The sequence below is a fragment of the Streptomyces sp. LS1784 genome, assembly GCF_020103755.1.
Lineage (GTDB): Bacteria > Actinomycetota > Actinomycetes > Streptomycetales > Streptomycetaceae > Kitasatospora.
Genome location: NZ_JAHSQD010000172.1, coordinates 1 through 14634 on the forward strand (window position 1 = coordinate 1; position 14634 = coordinate 14634).

Below are 14634 nucleotides of genomic sequence, written 5' to 3' on the forward strand. Positions count from 1 at the left end.
ACCGGGACCGAGGACTCCTCGCTCCAGACGAGCTTCGTGATCGACGACACCTCCGTCCAGACCGGCTGAGCCCGGTCCGGCTCCTGAGGGGCCGGTGAACCAGGACAGGTGAGGGGCCCGGTGGCTACGGCTGCCGGGCCCTTGTCGTGTCCTCCGGGCCTGTGGCCGCCCGGCTCTGACGGCACGGATGCAGGAACGAATCTCCTGGGACTTGAGCCGCACCTTCTCGGTTTTGGGCAAGGTCTTGACGGCCCCTGTGGGCGCCTCTAGGTTCAGCGCTGCAAGTTTCCGGCAAGTTACAGAAACTTCCTGCAGGCTTCACCTCCGGCTGTCCCACCCCAGCCACCCCCAGGAGACGACGTGGTCACCACCGCCCCCACCCGCCGGCCCGCCCGCGCGGCCGGTGCGCTCGCCGCCTCGGCGGCGCTCGCGCTCTCGCTCGGCACCTCCCTCGGTGCCCCCGCCGCCCAGGCCGCCCCGCCCGCGAACAACGGCAAGGACGTCACCGCCACCCTCTTCGAGTGGCGCTTCGACTCCGTCGCCCAGGCCTGCACCTCCACCCTCGGCCCCAAGGGCTACGGCTTCGTCGAGGTCTCCCCGCCGCAGGAGCACATCCAGGGTTCGCAGTGGTGGACCTCCTACCAGCCGGTCAGCTACAAGATCGCCGGACGGCTCGGCGACCGCACGTCCTTCAGGAACATGGTCGCCGCCTGCCACGCGGCCGGGGTCAAGGTGATCGCCGACGCGGTGGTCAACCACATGTCGGCGGGCTCGGGCACCGGCACCGGCGGCACCGCGTACACCAAGTACGACTACCCCGGCACGTACCAGAGCCAGGACTTCCACTCCTGCCGCCAGCCGATCACCAACTACCAGGACCGCACCAACGTCCAGAACTGCGAGCTGGAGGGCCTCTCCGACCTGGACACCGGCAGCACGTACGTCCAGACCACCATCGCGCACTACCTGGACGACCTGGCCTCGCTCGGCGTCGACGGCTACCGGGTCGACGCCGCCAAGCACATCGCCGCCGCCGACCTCGCGGCGGTCAAGGCCAAGATGGCCAACCCCAAGGCCTACTGGGTCCAGGAGGTCATCTACGGCGCCGGCGAGCCGATCCAGCCGGCCGAGTACACCGGCACCGGCGACCTGGACGAGTTCCGGGTCGGCACCGACCTCAAGCGGATGTTCACCACCGACAAGCTCGCCAACCTCAGCGGCTGGGGCGCCTCCTGGGGCTACCTGCCGAGCGGCCAGGCGCGCGGCTTCGTCGACAACTGGGACACCGAGCGCAACGGCTCCACCCTCAACTACACCTACGGCAACACCTACACGCTGGCCAACGTCTTCCTGCTGGCCTCGCCGTACGGCGCCCCCAACGTCTACTCCGGCTACTCCTTCACCAACAAGGACGACGGCCCGCCGAACGGCGGCACCGTCAACGCCTGCTACCAGGACGGCTGGAACTGCACCCACGCCTGGCGGCAGGTCGCCAACATGGTCGGCTTCCGCAACGCGGTGGCGGGCACCGGGGTGACCGACTGGTGGTCCAACGGAAACAACGCGATCGCCTTCGGCCGCGGCAACAGGGGCTACGTCGCGATCAACCACGAGAGCGGCGCGATCACCCGGACCTTCCAGACCGGTCTGCCGGCCGGCACCTACTGCGACGTCCAGCACGGCGACCCGCAGCCGGGCGGCGGCTGCACCGGCCCGACGTACCAGGTGGGCGCCAACGGGCAGTTCACCGCGACGGTCGGCGCGGGCGACGCGGTCGCGCTGTACGTCCAGTCCGGCGCGAGCGTCTCCGGCGCCTCGTTCAACGTCAACGCCACCACCTCGTACGGTCAGAACCTCTACGTGGTCGGCGACGTCACGGCGCTCGGCGGCTGGGACCCGGCGAAGGCGCTGCCGCTCTCCTCGGCCGGCTACCCGGTCTGGTCGCTGGCGCTGTCGCTGCCGGCCGGCACGTCCTTCCAGTACAAGTACGTCCGCAAGGACGCGAGCGGTGCGGTGACCTGGGAGTCCGGCGCCAACCGGACGGCGACGGTGCCCTCGGGCGGGACCGTCACGTCGAACGACACCTGGCGGCCGTGAGCCGTGGTCCCGGGTCCGGCCGGATCGCCCGGCCGGACACCGCGGCGTCCACCGGCGTCCACCGGCCGGACGAGGGCGGCGGGGCGCTGCGCCGTCGGCACTCGCCCGAGGGGTGACGGTCCGTCCGTCACCCCCGGCCGATGTACGGCATGGCCGTCGCCATCACGGTGGCGAACTGCACGTTGGCCTCCAGCGGCAGACCGGCCATGTGCCGCACGGTGCGTGCCACGTCGGCCACGTCCATGGTCGGCTCGGGGGCGATCCGGCCGTCCGCCTGCCGCACGCCCGTGCCCATCGCCGCCGTCATGTCGGTCGCCGCGTTGCCGATGTCGATCTGCCCGCAGGCGATCCGGTGCGGGCGGCCGTCCAGCGACAGCGACTTGGTCAGGCCGGTGACGGCGTGCTTGGTCGCGGTGTAGGCGATCGAGTTCGGGCGCGGGACGTGTGCGGAGATCGAGCCGTTGTTGATGATCCGGCCGCCCTGCGGGTCCTGCGCCTTCATCTGCCGGAACGCGGCCCGGGCGCAGAGGAAGGCGCCGGTCAGGTTGAGGTCGACCACGGCCCGCCAGTCCTCGACCGTCAGCTCCTCCACCGGGACGGCCGGGCCGAAGGTGCCGGCGTTGTTGAACAGCAGGTCCACCCGGCCGTGGTGCTCGGTGGCCGCGGCGAACAGCGCGTCCACCGAGGCCGGGTCGGTGACGTCGGTCGGCACCACGTCGGCCGGGGCGGCGCAGAGCCGGGCGGTCTCCCGCAGCGGCCCGGCCCGCCGGCCGGCCAGTACCGTCCGCCAGCCGGCCGCGGCCAGTTCGACCGCCACGGCCCGGCCGACGCCGCTCCCGGCTCCGGTGACGACGGCGATCCGCTCGTTCATGGCACCCTCCTCGATGGCTGTTCCCGGTCGGCCCTGGGCGTACCTCGTGATCGTCGTGGATCGGCGGGCCGCCGTCACTGGTCAAAACGCCGAAATCCGGACGGCTCGGCGGGAGTCCGGCGGCCGCCCCCGCCATCCGGCCCCCGCCGTTCGGGGGGAGCGGTGAAGGCCTTGACCCGATCGCGAGCAAACATTGGATTTCCAGCGGTCACCTCGCAACCGGCCCACCCCGGCCCACGTCATAAGATCGCAGGAAGGCGCACCCCCGCGAGGGGCGGCGCGCCATCACTCCGGGGGACGCTCCAACGCTGTGCCCCGGGCCTGTCCGGCCCCACCGGGGGGCCGCCGCCCGGTCAGACGGACCGGGCGCGACATCGGTCGGAGAGTCCTCACCGTGCTTAGGCAGTCGTCCCGTTCCCGCGCCGTCCTGTCCGGCGCCGCCGTGCTCGCCCTGGCCGCCTCGCTCGCGGCCTGCGGGAGTTCCGGCGGTGGGAAGGGGGGCAGCGCCACGGCGAACGCCACCCCGGCCGGCAGCAGCAGCTCGGCGGGCAGCCCGAGCGCCACCGGCACCACCCCGGGCGCGACCGCCGGTGCCACCACGGCCGCCGCCGGAAAGGTGCTGATGCCCACCGGGCCCGCCGCCGGCCTCAACAAGGTCCGGGACACCGGTGCCGGCCCGATCATGATGACCAAGGTGACCGGCGCGAAGTCCGGCGTCACGGGCCAGGTCTGGGTCTGGCTGCCGCCCGAGTACAACGACCCCAAGTTCGCCAAGACCGGCTTCCCGGTGCTCACCCTCTTCGCCGGCGGCCAGAGCAACGGCTACAACACCTGGACCGACAACCAGCTGCCGATCCAGGAGGAGAACGAGCGGCTGGTCAAGGAGGGCAAGTCCCATCCGTTCATCATGATCATGCCCGTGCAGAACTTCAACAGCGACGAGAAGAACGCGCTGGACTGCTCCGACATCCCGGGCCAGCCCAAGATGGGCACCTGGATGGCCGAGGACATCCCGGACTTCGTCCGCGCCAACTTCCGGACCGTGAAGGGCCGCGACGGCTGGGGCGTGATGGGCGCCTCCACCGGCGGCTTCTGCAGCGCCAAGCTCGCCCTCCAGTACCCGCAGGTCTACAAGGCGGCGGTGCCGATCGACGGCTACTTCATACCGGACTCGCTGCTGTGGAAGGGCCACGAGGCCGAGCGCGAGGCCAACAACCCGAACGTGCTGGTCACCCAGGGCAAGGCCGACGTGAGCATGCTGGTCACCGCGGGCGGCGCCAACCCGTACGAGACCAAGGTGGTCAAGGACTGGGTGGCCAAGGCGGTGCCGCCGGTGAGCCTCGAGTACCACGAGCAGCCCGGCGGCAAGCACCTGACCTCGGACTTCAAGAAGATGATCCCGGACACCCTGGTGTGGCTCACCGCTCACCTGGCGGGGCCGGCGGCCGACTGAGGCCCCTGCTCCCACCCGCACCGCCGGTGCCAGGACGCGTTCGCGCTCCCGGCACCGGCGGTCCTGTTTTTCCGGTGCCCTTCCGGCGGGCCGCCGGTGGTCTCCGCGCAGTTCCGGCGCCCGTCCGCAGGCCCGTGACCTGCGCGTCAATCGGACATTGATTCGCTTCTGATGAGCTGCGAGCACCTTGGCTGGGGCGGTCCTCACTGGCCGCCACCACCCACCGTGCCCCAAGCCTTGAAGAGAGTGCCATGCCGATCCACCTGGTGTCCCCGTCCACCCTCACCGTGCCCGCGCAGGGCCGGCCCGGAGCCGACTCGCCGGGCGCGGACGCGTACGGCCGGGCCACGGACGACGAGCCGGTCACCCTGCGGTTCGCCGGCCTGCGCCTGGTCCACGCCGCGATGCGCCGGGACCTCGCCCGGCTGCCCAACGCGCTGCGGCTGCTCCAGCCCGACGAGGACCACAAGGGCGAGGCGCTGCTGCGGCACTGGAACTTCATGACCGCGATGCTCACCTGCCACCACGAGCAGCAGGACACCCGGCTCTGGCCGATCGTGCGCCGCTTCGCGCCCGAGCTGCGGCTGCTGCTCAACTGGCTGGAGGACGACCACCACAACCTGGACCACTCCTTCACCCGGGTCACCACGCTGGTGCGGATCGCCAGCCGGGACACCGGCAGCGCCTGGCCGGTCGCGTACGCGATGGAGGACCTGGCGGCCCGGCTGGAGACCCACCTGCGGATCGAGGAGCGGCAGCTGCTGCCCCGGATGGAGCGGGTGATCGCCGAGGGCTCCCGGCTCGGCGGGCTGGGCGAGCTGCTGGACCTGCTGCGCCTGGCCGACGGCCCGGGCATGGCGGACGCGCTGGCCTGGCTGCTGGAGGGCGTGGAGCCCGCGCTGGTCGAGCGGCTGCTGGCCGAGTGCGACGACGACGTGGCCCGCAACTGGCCGCACTGGCACGCGACCTACCAGCGCTGCACCTCGCCGCTGTGGGGCCCGGCGGACGGTCCGGCCGCCGGCACCGGAACGGGCCTCGGCTTCGGCGGCCTGGGGAGCATCGCCGACTGACTCCGGGGCGCTTTTGCGGGCCGTGGATCTACGCGCGTGGTATGAGCCTCCGGTACGGGCCTCCGGCATATGCCGGATCGTCTGTAGAATTCGGACGGACAGTCAACTGTTCACATCCCCTAGGGGATTCGACCCATCGCTCTCAGGGTCGGGCCGCCCCGGCCGCTCCGGGCCGTGCCAGGGCAGGCATCACGCTGGCGGTTGATGACGGGCCGTGCCCGCCGTACTACCGTCGACGGCATGACCACAGCGCGCAGCACCCCCAACCCGCACCGCACCCGCCTCCGGACCCGCTTCCGGCGCGGCCCGGCGCTCCTCGCCGCCGGCGCCGTCCTGATGCTCGGCGCCGGACTGACCGCTTGTGAGGGCACCGTGGCACTCTGCCTGGACGACCACAAGTGCACCGTCACCGTCACGACCGACGGTGACGACGACTCCAAGACCGTCAAGGTCTTCGGCGGCGACAAATCGATGAGCATGACCGTCGGCCACATCACCGACAACTCGGCCGAGGTGACCATCGGCGACACCAAGAAGACCGTCACCAAGAACTCCGAGACCTCCGTCGGCAGCGTCAGGGTCACCCTGCGCGAGACGGAGAAGAAGCGCCACTACGTCGAGGCGCACGTCGAGCGGGACTGACCGCCCCGGCGGCCCCGGCAGGAGGACGCGCTCCCCGGCGCCTACTCCGTCAGGCGGTTGAGCCACTCCAGCGGGGCGACCCGGATCGCCGTGTGCGGCGAGCCGTCCCACTCCGTCGGGAGCCCGACCGCCTCCAGCGCGGCGACCACCGCCCGCCCGACCTCCACCGTCCGGCGCTCCGAGACCTCCGCCGTCTCCTCCCCGGCGCGGAACCCTCCGTAGCGCAGCATCAGCCCCCGTCCGGCGGCCGCCGCCTCGGTGTCCTGCTGGTGGAAGAAGACGAAGCCGACCGAATCCTCCCCGGCCTCGCCGCCGATCTCCGCATAGCCGCAGCCCGCGCAGCAGGTGAAGTCCATCGCCGCGACGATGCCCTGGTCCTCCAGCGCGTCGAAGGCGTCCGCCAGCCGGTCCACGTCGGTGGTCTCCGGCCAGGCCGCCTGCTCGGCCAGCCGCTCGGTCCACAGCGGAGCGACGATCCGCTCCGCCTCCTCCTGTGTCAGCCCCTGGTCGTCGAGGACCTCGACCAGGGACTCGGCTATCTCGTCCGGCTCCTGGAAGCCGCACCGGATCAACTCGCGGGCCCGCTCCTGGACTTCGCGCAGCACGTCGGGGGTGGGAACCGTCTCCTCGGTCATGCCCGCATCCTCGCACCCGCCACTGACAGTGAGAGTGACAGCGGCCGGCGGGGGCCGGCCCGCCCGGTGCTACCGTCCGCCGGTGACTTCTCTGCTGCAACCACCGCTGATCACCCGGCTGCTGGCCGCCGAGCGCATCCTGGTCGCCGGGGCCGGCGGCGGCTTCGACGTGTACGCCGGGCTGCCGATCGCCCTCGCCCTGCGGGCCGCCGGCAAGGAGGTGCACCTGGCCAACCTCTCCTTCACCCACCTCTACGGCCTGCCCCTCGAAGTCTGGGCGGAGCCCGACGTGGCCCGGATCGGACCGGACACCGCCGCCCCCGAGGGCTACTTCCCGGAGCGCACCCTGGCCCGCTGGCTGAACCGGCACGGGATGCCCGACACCGTGTGGGCCTTCCCGACGGTCGGCGTGCAGCCGCTGCGCGAGGCCTACCGCGCGCTGGTCGGACGCCTGGGCGTGGACGCGATCCTGCTGGTGGACGGCGGCACCGACATCCTGATGCGCGGCGACGAGGCCGGGCTCGGCACCCCGGAGGAGGACATGGCGAGCCTGGCCGCGGTGGCCGGCCTGTCCGAGGTGCCCGAGCGGCTGGTCGCCTGCCTCGGCTTCGGCATCGACGCCCACCACGGCGTCAACCACTCCCTGGTGCTGGAGAACCTCGCCGCGCTCGACCGGGCCGGAGGCTACCTCGGGGCCTTCTCCATCCCGCGCGACAGCCGGGAGGGGGTGCTGTACCTGGACGCCGTCGAGCACGCCCGGGCCGCCTTCCCGGAACACCCCAGCATCGTGAACGGCTCGGTGGCGGCGGCGCTGCGCGGTGAGTTCGGTGACGTCCGATTCACCGAGCGGACCAAGGGCGAGCAGCTCTTCGTCAATCCGCTGATGACGCTCTACTTCGGCGTCACGGTCGATGCGCTGGTCGCCGAGCACCGGTACCTGGACCGCCTGGAGCAGACCGTGTTGACCCGCCAGATCGCCACCGTCATCGCGGAGTTCCAGGACGAGCTGCCCCGTCAGCGGCCGCCCCGGCAGTTCCCGCACTGACCCGGGACACGGACACCCGGGCCGGGCGGGGGTGGGTCCGCTCAGAACGCGGCGAGCCGGAACTCCAGGTTCCCGAACCGCACCTGGTCGCCCGGCCGGACCCGTACGCCGCCCGCTATCCGGCGCCCGTTCACGTGCGTGCCGTTGGTCGAGCCGAGGTCGTACAGCACCCAGCCGCCCTGCTCGTGCCGCAGTTCGGCGTGGTGCCGGGACACCGAGGCGTCGTGCAGCCGCAGCCCCGAGCCGGGGAGCCGGCCGATCGTCAACTGCCCGGCCCCGGCCTGCGGCAGGCTCAGCCCCGGCAGCCGCTCGGTGCGCCAGGCCCGGCCCAACCGGTCGCCGAAGGCGGACACCCGGCCGACCGTGCGCAGCACGAAGCGCTCGACCGGCCCGCCGGTCGGCAGCCCGGCCACCGCCGCGTCCAACTCGCCACGGCTGGTGGCGTGCAGGACGATGTCCATCCGTCCGAGGAAGGTGTCGTGCGAGAGCCTCCCGCTGCCCGCGCCGTCCCGTAGCGCCCCGAGCGCCTGCTCCCGTTCGGCGTCGGAGGGCCGGACCGCGCCGGTCGGCCCGGCTGCGCCGGTGGGGAGCTCAGGAGGCGTCATGGCCAAATTGTCGGCGCGGCCGACTCCGGCTGTCCAGATCACGCCGTGCGCGGGGTTCGTACGTCACGGCAGTCCAGACGCCCTTACCGGCCGGGCGGTTCCGCGCGTTCCGGTCGTGCGGCCCGGTTCGGCCCGGGGTGCCGTCCGGCCGGTCCAGGATGCCGTCCGGCCCGTGCCGGAGTGCGGTACGGACCGTCAGGCCCTGCGGGCGGCCGCCAGGATCTTCTCCGTGGTGTGCAGGAAGCGGGAGGTGACCGCGCCCCGGTAGGCCTTGCCGAACATCTCCTTGGTGACCCACTTGCCGTCCTGGAGGTGGATCACGACGTACGCCGCCCCCGGACCGGCGCCGAGCACCTCGACGTCGCCCTTCGGCGAGCGGTGGGGGAAGGACAGCTCGGCCGGCAGCGGCTCGGAGAGGAAGGCGACGACGAGCCGGACGTCCGGCGTCACCTCGACGCCCCGGAACGGTTCGGCGGCGAGCAGGTCGGCCACCTCGTCCACCGTGCGCAGCAGCGCCGGCACCGGGTACCCGAGCGACTGCTCCAGGTGCTCCTCGATCCGCCGGGTCAGTGCCGCGCGGTCCGGCTCGTCGGTGGTGAAGAAGACGTTGCCGCTCTGGATGTAGGAGCGGACGTTCCCCAGCCCGAGCTCGGCGAAGAGCGCCCGCAGCCGCTCCATCCTCACCGTCCGGCCGCCGACGTTGACGGCCCGCAGGAAGGCGATGTACGTGGTCGTGGTGGTCACCCCGCCAGTGTCGCACCGGCCACCGACAGCGGTCCGGTGCTCCTCGTCCGCCCGGTCGTCCCGCCCGTCCGCGTACGGCGGTTGTCGGTGCCGGGTGCCAGACTGGCGCCATGGCCACCTGGCAGGACTTCGAGCACGAGGCCCCCGATCTGGCGCCCCTGGTCCGGGCCCGGTTCGAGGCGAACAAGCACCATGTCCTGGCGACGCTGCGCAAGGACGGATCGCCCCGGGTGAGCGGGACGGAGGTCGACTTCGTCGGCGCCGACCTCTGGATCGGGTCGATGTACGGCGCGGTCAAGGCGCGTGACCTCCAGCGCGACGCCCGCTTCGCCCTGCACGCGCACCCGGGGGACGAGACCATGGCGGGCGGGGACTCCAAGGTCTCCGGCCGGGCGGTGGAGATCACCGACGAGACCGAACTCGACGCCTTCGCCGCCGATCTTCCCGAGCCGCCGCCCACCCCGTTCCACGCGTTCCGGCTGGAGCTCGACCAGGTGGTGCACACCGCCCTGGAGGGCGACCACCTGGTCGTCCACAACTGGCACCCGGGCCGGCCGGTGGAGAAGATCCGGCTCCACTGACCGGCCCGAGCGGCTCGCGGGCCTTACGGCAGAACGGACTTGAGAGCCTCGGGGGTGCGGGCCACGACGGCGTGCCCGTCGTCCGCGGTGATGATCGGGCGCTGGATCAGGATCGGGTGCTCGGCCATCGCCGCGATCCAGCGCTCCCGCTCACCCGCCTCCCGCGGCCAGTCCTTCATCCCCAGGTCCTTCGCGGCCTGTTCGTCGGTGCGGGTGATGTCCCACGGCTCCAGGCCCAGGCGCTCCAGCACCTGAGCCAGCTCGGCCACGGTCGGCGGCTCCTCCAGGTAGCGCCGCACGGTGTACTCGACTCCGGCGTCGTCCAGCTCGCCGAGTGCGGTCCGGCACTTGCTGCACCGCGGGTTGATCCAGATCTCCATGCCGGCAACCCTATCGAGCCGTCCCCGCCCGCCCCGGGACCCGCCGCACCCGATCCGGACCGGACCCGCCCGGTACCTGCCTCCGCCCGGTACCCGCCCCGCCCGGCACGCGACTCGATCCGTCCGGGAACTCCGCCGCGCCCACCGGTGGTTGACCGGGCAGGAAGCGTGATCTCGGGAGGGGAGTGCCGGATGGACGGCGCGGCGATCATCGAACAGCTGGTGACCACGGAGGTCAGGACCGATCCGTACCCGCTGTACGCCAGGGCCCGCGAGCTGGGCCCGGTGGCCCCGGCCGGAGAGGGCATGTTCGTGGTGAGCGGCTACGCGGCGGTCAACAAGGTGCTGCGCACGCCCGCCTTCGGCGTCGCGACCGCCGAGATGATGGCCGGCCTGGCCCCCGAGTACGCGGTGCACTCCTCGCTGGCCCTGTTCGGCCGCTCGATCCTCCAGCGCAACGCCCCCGACCAGCCCCGGGTCCGCTCGCTGATCGCCTCGGTGTTCACCGCCCGCCGGGTCGCCGCGCTGCGCCCGGCCGTGGAGACGGCGGTCGCCCGGCTGCTGGACGGGATGGCCGAGCAGGGCGCCGACGGATCGCCGGTGGACTTCATGGACGCCTTCGCCTTCCGGCTGCCGGTCGGGGTGATCTGCGAGCTGCTCGGTGTCCCCGAGCAGGACCGCTACCGCTTCCGCGACCTCGCCTCCGACCTGACCGTCGCGCTGGAGATCATCCAGGACCTGGACGAGCTGACCGCCGCCGACGAGGCCGCCGACGAGCTGGCCCGGTACTTCACCGAGCTGGCCGCCGAGCGCCTGGCCCGTCCGCAGGACGACCTGGTCAGCGACCTGGCCCGAATCGCCGCCGCGGACGACGAGCGGCTCTCCGCCCAGGAGCTGCTGGCCAACCTGGTGCTGCTGCTGGTGGCCGGCTTCGAGACCACCACCAACCTGCTCGGCAACGGCCTGGCCCTGCTGTTCCGCCACCCCGAGGCGGCCGCCGGGCTGCGCAGCGGAGCGGTCACCCCGGCCGGGTTCACCGACGAGGTGCTGCGCTTCGACTCCCCGGTCCAGGCCACCGGGCGGGTCGCGCTGGAGGAGGGCCTGGCCATCGAGGGCCTGCCGATCCCGCCCGGCAACGCGGTGACCCTGCTGATCGGCTCGGCCAACCACGACCCGGCCCGGTACGAGCGCCCCGAGGTGTTCGACCCGACCCGCACCGACAGCCAGCCGCTCAGCTTCGGCGGCGGCACGCACTTCTGCCTGGGCTCCCAGCTGGCCCGGCTGGAGGCCGAGGTCGCGGTGCCCGCCCTGCTGGACCGCTTCCCCCGGCTCGCCCCCGGCGGCGTCCCCACCCGGCGCGACCGCCTGGTGCTGCGCGGCTACGAGACCCTGCCGGTGACCGTCCGCTGACGCTCCGCCCCCGGGGCCGGGGACTGGCTCCTCCGGCCCCGGGGACCAGGACGTTCGGCTGTTCGTGACTGGGCCGTCCGTGCGGGAACATGGAGGGATGAAACCGGCCAATCCGGGCCGATCGCCCGGAACGGCCGCCTGCCAGGAGGTCCCACCGTGCCCACAGCACCCCATCCGTCGCGCCCCGCGGCGCTGGAGCCCAAGGTGCCGCGGTGGGTGCCCTGGCTCCCGGTGCTCCTGCTGGTGCTGGACCTGGTCGCCGAGGCCGTCGTCCCGCACGCCGTCGCCGCCGGCTTCCTGCTGACCGCGCTGCCCGTGGTGGCCGCGTTCAGCTACGGCCCGGTGCTGACCGCCGTCACCACGGCCGGCTCCCTGGCGCTCCAGCTCGCGCTGGCGCTGCGCGCGGGCCACGTGGACGAGCAGCACCACGTCTGGGTCTACATCGCCACCCTGCTCTCCGGCGTCATGGGAACCGCGCTGTCCTGGCAGCGCACCCGGCAGAACCGCAACCTGCTCCAGGCCCGTACGGTCGCCGAGACCCTGCAGCGCACCGTGCTGCGTCCGGTGCCCGAGCGGGCCGGCGGGCTGCGGGTGGCCGGCCTCTACCGCCCGGCCCGGGCCGACGTCCTGGTCGGCGGCGACCTCTACGAGGTGTGCGACACCCGCTTCGGCGTGCGGGTGCTGCTAGGCGACGTCCGGGGCAAGGGGCTGGGCGCGGTCCGCACCGTCGCCGACGTCCTCGGCGCGTTCCGGGCGGCCGCGCACGACACCCCGGGGCTGGTCGAACTCGCCGACCAGCTGGACCGCGCGGTGCTGCGCGACGCCGCCGACCGCGGCGACGACGAGCTGTTCGTCACCGCCGTCCTGCTCCAGTACCGGCCCGGCTCGGACTGCGTGGAGATCGTCAACCGCGGCCACACCACCCCGCTGCTCCTCGGCGGCGGCGGCATAGCCCCGCTGTCCTGCGCCGACGAGCTCCCGCTCGGCCTCGGCCACCTCGGCCCCGCCGACGAGCGCAGCAAGGCGATCGCCGTCCCGCTGCCCCCGGGCCACACCGTCCTGCTCTACACCGACGGCGTCAGCGAGGCCCGTGACACCACCGGCGCCTTCTACCCGCTGGCCCCCCGGCTCGCCGGCCTCGGCACCACCGCCCCCGACCGGGTGGTCTCCTTCCTGGCCCAGGACGTCCACCGGTACGCCGGCCTGCTCGCCGACGACCTCGCCGTCCTCGCCCTCACGCCGGACGTCCCGTAGCCCCGTCCCACTCCCACAGGTTCGCGAACAGCTCAGCCTGCTCCCGGGCGTCGTCGAGCGCGTGGTGGGTGTGCGGCAGGTCCGGCAGCAGCTCCGGCGGCATCGAGCGCTTCCCGATCCCGGCGAACGGCACCCCGGCCCGCGCCGCGTACAGCGTCTTCAGGTCCAGGCAGCCGGAGTGCCCGAACGGGCTGGAGCCGGTGAACCGCACCAGGTACCAGTAGAGGAACTGCCAGTCGTACACGGCGGGGTAGCCCACCATCACCGGCCGGTACCGCCGCCCGCCCGGCCCGCTCCGCGCCCGCTCCACCCAGCGGCCGAACTCCCGCATCGCCGCCCCGGGATCGGTCCCGCCGGCCTCCAGCGCCGCCCGGTCCAGCCCCGACACCGCCAGCGCCTCCGGGTCGTACTCCGCGCTGATCGGCCGCAGCTCCCGGTAGAACGCCGCCGCACCCGCGCCCGCCCGCCGGAACCCCTCCCCGTCGTGCCACCCGGCCACCACCGCCCCGAAGCTCACCATCGAGTACGGCCCCGGGATCGGTCCGTCCGCCTCCACGTCCACCGACACGTACACCGTCGGCGTGACCTTCACCTTGTGCGCCATGCACCCATCCAACCCGGCCCGGCAACCGCTTTTCCCCGGGTCACCCGCCACCCGGACGGCCCTGTCGGAATGCCGTCGGGTGCGGGAGTGCGCAGGCTGCTGGCAACGACACCGGGCCCAGCCGGGCCCCGAGGGCGTGGTGCGGGAGGACGAGATCGACGGAACACGGACATCGGGCACCGACGGGGGAGCCGGAGCGCGGCTGCTCGCGCGCTGCGCCCTGGCGGCGGCGGTGGGGGCCGTGGGGGTGCTGCTGTTCGCGCTGGGGGAGGGCGGGCTGCTGGTGGTCGCGGCGGGGCTGCTCGGACTGGTCGTCTCGGCCGTCGGCGTCTGGTGGTTCCTGGCCTACCGGGGCGCGGTCCGGGTGTTCGGGCTGCTCGTCGCGATCGCGGCCCCGGCCGCGGTGCTGGTGGTCTTCGCCCGCCACAGGCTGTGGCTGACGGCCCTGGTCCTCGTCCTGGTCTGGGGCGCCGCGTTGGCGCTCGCCCGCGCTGCGCTGCGCCGGGCCCGCCCGGAGCCGCCTATGCGGGCGACTGCCGTGCCCCGGCGGCAGCGGCCGGTCCTGATCATGAACCCGAAGTCCGGTGACGGGAAGGTCGGCCGCTTCGGGCTGGTCGAGCGGGCGGAGGAGCTCGGCGCCCGGGTCGTCCTGCTCGACCCGTCCGTCCCCACCGATGTCGCCGAGCTGGCACGTACGGCGGTGGCCGAGGGCGCGGACCTGCTCGGCGTGGCGGGCGGCGACGGCACCCAGGCGCTGGTCGCGGCCGTCGCCGCCGAGCACGACCTGCCGTTCCTGGTCGTCTCCGCCGGTACCCGCAACCACTTCGCCGCGGACCTCGGCCTCGACCGCGCCGACCCCTCCCGCTGCCTGGACGCGCTGACCGACGGCGAGGAACTGCGGGTCGACCTCGGCGAGGTCGCGGGCCGGGCCTTCGTCAACACCGTCTCCTTCGGGGTGTACGCCGACGTCGTGCAGCGCCCCGAGTACCGCGACGCCAAGGCCGGCACCGCGCTGAACCTGCTCCCGGACCTGCTGGTCGGTGAGAGCGCGCGGCGCGTCGACGCCCGGGTCGACGCCACCGCGCTCACCGCTCAGCAGGCGCTGCTGGTCAGCAACAACCCGTACGGCTCGACCGACGACCTCGGCATCGCCGGCCGCCGCCCCCGGCTCGACGGCGGCCGGCTCGGCGTGCTGGGCGTCCGGGTGGAGGGCGCGGCGCAGGCCGCGGACCTGGCCGTGCGC

15 protein-coding genes are annotated in these 14634 nt (G+C 73.3%); 9 read left to right on the forward strand and 6 right to left on the reverse strand.

The annotated features are described in order from the left end of the window. The first annotated feature begins 360 nt into the window (after window positions 1–360). Entirely contained in the window at window positions 361–2097 is a 1737-nt protein-coding gene (locus KS423_RS20535) for a carbohydrate-binding module family 20 domain-containing protein (RefSeq protein WP_224281023.1), read from the forward strand. Window positions 2098–2224: 127 nt separating this feature from the next. Here the strand turns inward: KS423_RS20535 and KS423_RS20540 are convergent, their stop codons facing one another. Beyond that, complete coding sequence (locus KS423_RS20540; protein WP_224281024.1) at window positions 2225–2968, reverse strand: SDR family oxidoreductase; 744 nt, start codon at window positions 2966–2968, stop codon at window positions 2225–2227. 394 nt (window positions 2969–3362) lie between these two features. On the opposite strand from KS423_RS20540, the gene KS423_RS20550 reads away from it, so the two are divergent. The 3 genes from KS423_RS20550 to KS423_RS20560 all read left to right on the forward strand — a co-directional run bounded on the left by KS423_RS20550 (window position 3363) and on the right by KS423_RS20560 (window position 6133). Continuing rightward, the gene (locus tag KS423_RS20550; RefSeq protein WP_308020223.1) at window positions 3363–4421 is read left to right on the forward strand and encodes an alpha/beta hydrolase-fold protein; all 1059 of its coding nucleotides are present in this window, start codon (window positions 3363–3365) and stop codon (window positions 4419–4421) included. A gap of 251 nt (window positions 4422–4672) precedes the next feature. Then, window positions 4673–5491: a hemerythrin domain-containing protein gene (locus KS423_RS20555; protein WP_224281025.1), complete on the forward strand. Its 819-nt coding sequence runs from the start codon at window positions 4673–4675 to the stop codon at window positions 5489–5491. 240 nt (window positions 5492–5731) lie between these two features. Continuing rightward, window positions 5732–6133, forward strand: coding sequence for a hypothetical protein (locus tag KS423_RS20560; protein ID WP_224281026.1), 402 nt, complete (start codon window positions 5732–5734; stop codon window positions 6131–6133). A gap of 41 nt (window positions 6134–6174) precedes the next feature. Here KS423_RS20560 and KS423_RS20565 read toward each other — a convergent pair whose 3' ends face one another. Then, the gene (locus KS423_RS20565) at window positions 6175–6768 is read right to left on the reverse strand and encodes a hypothetical protein (RefSeq protein ID WP_224281027.1); all 594 of its coding nucleotides are present in this window, start codon (window positions 6766–6768) and stop codon (window positions 6175–6177) included. Between the two features lie 82 nt (window positions 6769–6850). Between KS423_RS20565 and KS423_RS20570 the strand changes: the two genes are divergently transcribed. Continuing rightward, entirely contained in the window at window positions 6851–7813 is a 963-nt protein-coding gene (locus KS423_RS20570; protein ID WP_224281028.1) for a DUF1152 domain-containing protein, read from the forward strand. Between the two features lie 41 nt (window positions 7814–7854). Here KS423_RS20570 and KS423_RS20575 read toward each other — a convergent pair whose 3' ends face one another. Continuing rightward, the gene (locus tag KS423_RS20575; protein WP_224281029.1) at window positions 7855–8418 is read right to left on the reverse strand and encodes a DUF1707 and FHA domain-containing protein; all 564 of its coding nucleotides are present in this window, start codon (window positions 8416–8418) and stop codon (window positions 7855–7857) included. A gap of 195 nt (window positions 8419–8613) precedes the next feature. Continuing rightward, the gene (locus KS423_RS20580; protein ID WP_224281030.1) at window positions 8614–9162 is read right to left on the reverse strand and encodes a DUF1697 domain-containing protein; all 549 of its coding nucleotides are present in this window, start codon (window positions 9160–9162) and stop codon (window positions 8614–8616) included. A gap of 110 nt (window positions 9163–9272) precedes the next feature. On the opposite strand from KS423_RS20580, the gene KS423_RS20585 reads away from it, so the two are divergent. Beyond that, window positions 9273–9743: a pyridoxamine 5'-phosphate oxidase family protein gene (locus KS423_RS20585; RefSeq protein WP_224281031.1), complete on the forward strand. Its 471-nt coding sequence runs from the start codon at window positions 9273–9275 to the stop codon at window positions 9741–9743. A 23-nt stretch (window positions 9744–9766) separates the two neighbouring features. Here the strand turns inward: KS423_RS20585 and KS423_RS20590 are convergent, their stop codons facing one another. Further along, a complete protein-coding gene (locus KS423_RS20590; RefSeq protein ID WP_224281032.1) occupies window positions 9767–10123 on the reverse strand; it encodes an arsenate reductase family protein in 357 nt (118 codons plus the stop codon). Window positions 10124–10315: 192 nt separating this feature from the next. On the opposite strand from KS423_RS20590, the gene KS423_RS20595 reads away from it, so the two are divergent. Together KS423_RS20595 and KS423_RS20600 are read left to right on the forward strand one after the other, a co-directional pair. Further along, window positions 10316–11533, forward strand: a complete 1218-nt coding sequence (locus tag KS423_RS20595) for a cytochrome P450 (RefSeq protein ID WP_224281033.1) — start codon at window positions 10316–10318, stop codon at window positions 11531–11533. Between the two features lie 156 nt (window positions 11534–11689). After that, a complete protein-coding gene (locus KS423_RS20600) occupies window positions 11690–12787 on the forward strand; it encodes a PP2C family protein-serine/threonine phosphatase (RefSeq protein ID WP_224281034.1) in 1098 nt (365 codons plus the stop codon). Here the strand turns inward: KS423_RS20600 and KS423_RS20605 are convergent. After that, a complete protein-coding gene (locus KS423_RS20605; RefSeq protein ID WP_224281035.1) occupies window positions 12768–13391 on the reverse strand; it encodes an exonuclease in 624 nt (207 codons plus the stop codon). The two genes, KS423_RS20600 and KS423_RS20605, sit on opposite strands and share 20 nt — an antisense overlap. 154 nt (window positions 13392–13545) lie before the next feature. Here KS423_RS20605 and KS423_RS20610 point away from each other — a divergent pair. Beyond that, on the forward strand, window positions 13546–14634 hold a 1089-nt coding region (locus KS423_RS20610; protein ID WP_374119993.1), incomplete at its 3' end, for a diacylglycerol kinase family protein.

What these genes read in the sequence shown, in the direction of transcription:
- KS423_RS20540 (WP_224281024.1), bottom strand. Translation starts at nt 2,968, where the DNA reads ATGAACGAGCGGATCGCCGTCGTCACCGGAGCCGGGAGCGGCGTCGGC.
- KS423_RS20555 (WP_224281025.1), top strand. Translation starts at nt 4,673, where the DNA reads ATGCCGATCCACCTGGTGTCCCCGTCCACCCTCACCGTGCCCGCGCAG.
- KS423_RS20560 (WP_224281026.1), top strand. Translation starts at nt 5,732, where the DNA reads ATGACCACAGCGCGCAGCACCCCCAACCCGCACCGCACCCGCCTCCGG.
- KS423_RS20565 (WP_224281027.1), bottom strand. Translation starts at nt 6,768, where the DNA reads ATGACCGAGGAGACGGTTCCCACCCCCGACGTGCTGCGCGAAGTCCAG.
- KS423_RS20575 (WP_224281029.1), bottom strand. Translation starts at nt 8,418, where the DNA reads ATGACGCCTCCTGAGCTCCCCACCGGCGCAGCCGGGCCGACCGGCGCG.
- KS423_RS20585 (WP_224281031.1), top strand. Translation starts at nt 9,273, where the DNA reads ATGGCCACCTGGCAGGACTTCGAGCACGAGGCCCCCGATCTGGCGCCC.
- KS423_RS20590 (WP_224281032.1), bottom strand. Translation starts at nt 10,123, where the DNA reads ATGGAGATCTGGATCAACCCGCGGTGCAGCAAGTGCCGGACCGCACTC.
- KS423_RS20595 (WP_224281033.1), top strand. Translation starts at nt 10,316, where the DNA reads ATGGACGGCGCGGCGATCATCGAACAGCTGGTGACCACGGAGGTCAGG.
- KS423_RS20605 (WP_224281035.1), bottom strand. Translation starts at nt 13,391, where the DNA reads ATGGCGCACAAGGTGAAGGTCACGCCGACGGTGTACGTGTCGGTGGAC.